General features: G+C 53.6%; 3 protein-coding genes. All 3 read right to left on the reverse strand.

Features of this window, described 5'->3' with window-relative positions; genetic code table 11:
• Window positions 1-795 precede the first annotated feature (795 nt).
• On the reverse strand, window positions 796-1002 hold the full coding sequence (locus tag ABX962_RS32575) for a hypothetical protein (RefSeq protein WP_372725864.1): 207 nt from the start codon (window positions 1000-1002) through the stop codon (window positions 796-798).
• A gap of 122 nt (window positions 1003-1124) precedes the next feature.
• The gene (locus ABX962_RS32580) at window positions 1125-2339 is read right to left on the reverse strand and encodes a rhomboid family intramembrane serine protease (RefSeq protein WP_372725865.1); all 1215 of its coding nucleotides are present in this window, start codon (window positions 2337-2339) and stop codon (window positions 1125-1127) included.
• Window positions 2340-3279: 940 nt separating this feature from the next.
• Window positions 3280-3638: hypothetical protein (locus ABX962_RS32585; RefSeq protein ID WP_372725866.1), on the reverse strand; the 359-nt coding region annotated here is incomplete at its 5' end.

The following is a 3638-nucleotide window of genomic DNA, read 5'->3' on the forward strand; positions in this document are numbered from 1 at the left end:
AAGCGAAAGGTTAAAAAATGACCGGTTAAAAAATGAAGAAGACACGAGTGTTCAGGTCCAACTGCGAAGCGCCGTGGCTGTCTCATTTTTCTGTCGCACCAATCTTTCTGTCTATCGATCGTCCGAGCAATCGTCGAACCACATTCACAGAGAGTTCGGCACACTACAGGAGTGTTCATTCCGCAGCAGTCGACCTCGCCGTTCACGTCCTTCGGTGTATTTAGGATGCCGCAAGTGAGGACAGAAAGATTGGTGCGACAGAAAGATTGAACGATGGCGAATCGAATGGTTGTCTCGCCACATAGCGATTGTCGCCTGCTTCCCGAAGGTGAATCCAGACAGCATTGACGTCGCAGCAGCAAGCTCGTGAAGCGATGGCAGGTGCACTCCAGGCAACCAGAGGTTGGGCAGGAAGATGGAGGGGGCAGAAACATAGGAAAGCCAAAATGCGGATGTTGTCTATTCCGGCATCGTCACCTTTCACCTGAGAAGAAGGGAAAGGTTAAAAAATGACCGGTTAAAAGATGAAGACAACGTGAGCGTTCAGGCCCAACTACGAAGCGCCATGGCAGGCTCATTTTTCTGTCGCACCAATCTTTCTGTCTATCTGTCGTCCGGGCAATCGCCGAACGAAATTTTCAGTGACCACCACACGCGGCATCGATCCGCAGATTTCGGGGACGGGTTGGTTCTAACGTGACGGCGAAGAAAAGGTACGCGGAAGCTGTTTTGGACCGCAGCACTGTGAGCCGGCAGCCGCTAGCGGATGCTCCGGGGTCAGCGACCGAAGATTGGCTAACGAAATAGGTGCGTCAATCGTAGGAATCGAAACAGTTTTCCTAGCAGTTTGGCTCGTTCGATGCGACGCTCTGCTTCGCCCTCCAGCTGTAATCGTCGCAGATGAACGTCACGATCGCTGTACCCGCAGGTCGGACAGCTTTCATCGCTCGTCGTCATCTGCTTTAGGCAACACGGGCATGTCGTTTGAGTTTCGTTTGGCATGAAATTTCTCCGGATAAGAAGTGTCGTGTGATCTGTCGCAACGCGAATCGCAACGTTCGAAGCAGTGCAAGGTTATGAATTTTTTTGGAGATCCTCGGGAGAGTTTTTTCTGGCGAACTCCGCTACGAAATCGGTTCCGTTTCGTCGGCTTGGCGTTCGCGAAGTCGGGCGTTCGCTGCTCGAAGGATTCTCTTCCTCGCGTTTGCAACTTGCTCCGTCAGCGGTAAGCTCATGTTACTCAGAATCTTGACCGCTGAATGCGGATCGTCGTTGTGCCGCAGTTCAATGACCGCAATCTGCAGACGTGCATTGTTTGAATATTTCGAAGACCGCGATGCGAGATAGCGAAGTGGCAGAAGTCGTTCCGCGTGGCGATCCGTTTTGCAAAGTTGGTTGGCATATGCAACCAGTGTCGAATCAGGAACTGCGGCAACGCAAGTGTTTTCGCGAAGTCGGGCAAAGCATGCGATTGCCTCTTCGGTGCGATTTGCCCGAACGGCACGGGTGAATGACTCGAATGCGGTCGCACAAGGATCGCGTTCCGGCCGAGTCAAGGCACTGTTGGTCGTAGTGGTTGCGGTGGGCGTCAATACGTTGCAACCGCGATGCGATGCATCGTCTACGGAGTCGGTATCGCTATTGTCTGAAACGCGGTTGGTACCGAACCGCCGGATCCCCAGTCGTGAGAATAGATCCCAACCCTCACAGTCGACCAGGTCATACTTGAGCATGAAGATTGCGAAGGGGATTCCGACCGACATCCCTAGCAGGTGCAGCATGGGGGTGGACATTCGGATTCCCGTCCAAGCAACTTGCAGAAACTCGGCTGCAAAGTAGAAGAACGCGACCACGCTGATCGGGATTTCGATCGTGCCATAAAACAGCCAGCCCCAGACATAAAAGAAGTGAATGTCATTTTGGGGAGCCCAGATCACCGCCACGGCGAGTAACGCAAAGATCACCCCGGAGGCACCGAGTGCGCCGCCCTGGCCATCGGTGAACAAGAACATCGGAATTTGCCCGATCGCTCCATCGGCAAGGGCGAGCCCCAGATAGAGTAGGCTAAATCGGTACCAGCCCAATTTGCCCTCGATGATCAGCCCGAAGCACCACAAGAAGATCATGTTCCCGATCAAGTGGGACCAGGACGCGTGCATGAACGCACTGGTCACCCACTGCAGCGGATTGATGCGGTCATATTCTAGAATTAACCAATCGTAGTTGCCGTATTCACCCATTCCGGTGAGCAGAAACAACGCGGTATTGGTGGCAATGATACTGATCGTGGCTACCGGATGGTGGTAGACAGGAGCGTCAGTACCGTAGGGTAGGAGCATAGGTATCCACAGAAATAAACCAGAATTTCGACTGCCATCTACCCAGGCATCAAACCCGCGATCACAGGGCGCGCGGCATCAAAAAGAAAGAGGCTCTTCACCGCCGCGTCTTTAAAATGGCCGGTGAGAACGGGCCCTAGTGCACACACGCTCTCTGCTGAGACATCTTGGTGATAGGCGTTGAGGGTTTCAAACTTGGCGGTGAATGGAGACCGTGCCGCGGCACGTCGACGCGGTCGCAAAGTAGATTAAGACTGCCAAGCACATGACCGACCGGATGAACTGTGTCGAGACATTGATCTTGATGGACCAGTTCGACCACATCCCGGCGGATTGGATGCAACGTTGGTTTGCCAAAATCAAGGGAGACGCGAACCGAGCAAGGCGATGTTTGCAAACGGGCTGTCGGCCGTCCACGAATTCGGCGACTACCGGTTCTGGACCCGAGAAGAATGCAAATAACTCGAATCCGACCTGTAGCTTGAGCTTTCAAGTTCCGGCGAAGAAAAGCAATAGCGAGATCGGATCCCACGCCCGTGCCAAAAGGACGCTATCCGGTCGAATACTTCATTTCGACAACCAACCGCAAACCGATCGAGCAAACCGATCACGCCTTAGATCACTTTGGCATGGTGGCAAGTGGAGACAGGTCCGATTGGTCGTGCGCGGACTCGCCCCCTTGCTGGATCTGTACTGAGTCGTCTCAAACGTCCACGACCACCCCGCCAGTACGCACTGTCCCTGCGTGCATCTGAGGTTGGGCAGGAAGATGGTAAAGCGAAAGTGCAATGTCACTTTTTCCGGAGTTGGCATCTTGCACCTGAGTGGAGGCGAGAGGTTAAAAGATGAAAGGGGTAAAAGATGAAGTGACGCGAGCGTTCAGAGCACAATCACGAAACGCCGTGGCTGTCTCATTTTTCTGTCGCACCAATCTTTCTGTCTATCGATCGTCCGCGTGATCACCGAACCAAATTCGCTCGGACCACTCGACGTTTCGCATACCGTCACTCCGCAACAGTCGACTCCGCCGTGTGCTGGCGCTCAGTGATTGATCATGCCGCAAGTGAGGACAGAGAGATTGGTGCGACAGAAAAATTGAAAGTGGCGAACCGAATGTTCGTGTCACCGCATTGCGATTGTCACCTGCACCCCGATCCTGAATCTGGACACCATCGACATTGCAGCACCAAACTTGCGAGGCGACGGTAGCTGCACTCCAGGCAACCAGGGGTTGGGCAGGAAGATGGAGAGGGCAGGAAAATAGGAAAGCCAAAATGCGGATGTTGTCTATTCCAGGAT

It is taken from the genome of Novipirellula sp. (assembly GCF_041583735.1).
In the GTDB taxonomy this organism is placed as follows: domain Bacteria; phylum Planctomycetota; class Planctomycetia; order Pirellulales; family Pirellulaceae; genus Novipirellula.

What these genes read in the sequence shown, in the direction of transcription:
- ABX962_RS32575 (WP_372725864.1), bottom strand. Translation starts at nt 1,002, where the DNA reads ATGCCAAACGAAACTCAAACGACATGCCCGTGTTGCCTAAAGCAGATG.
- ABX962_RS32580 (WP_372725865.1), bottom strand. Translation starts at nt 2,339, where the DNA reads ATGCTCCTACCCTACGGTACTGACGCTCCTGTCTACCACCATCCGGTA.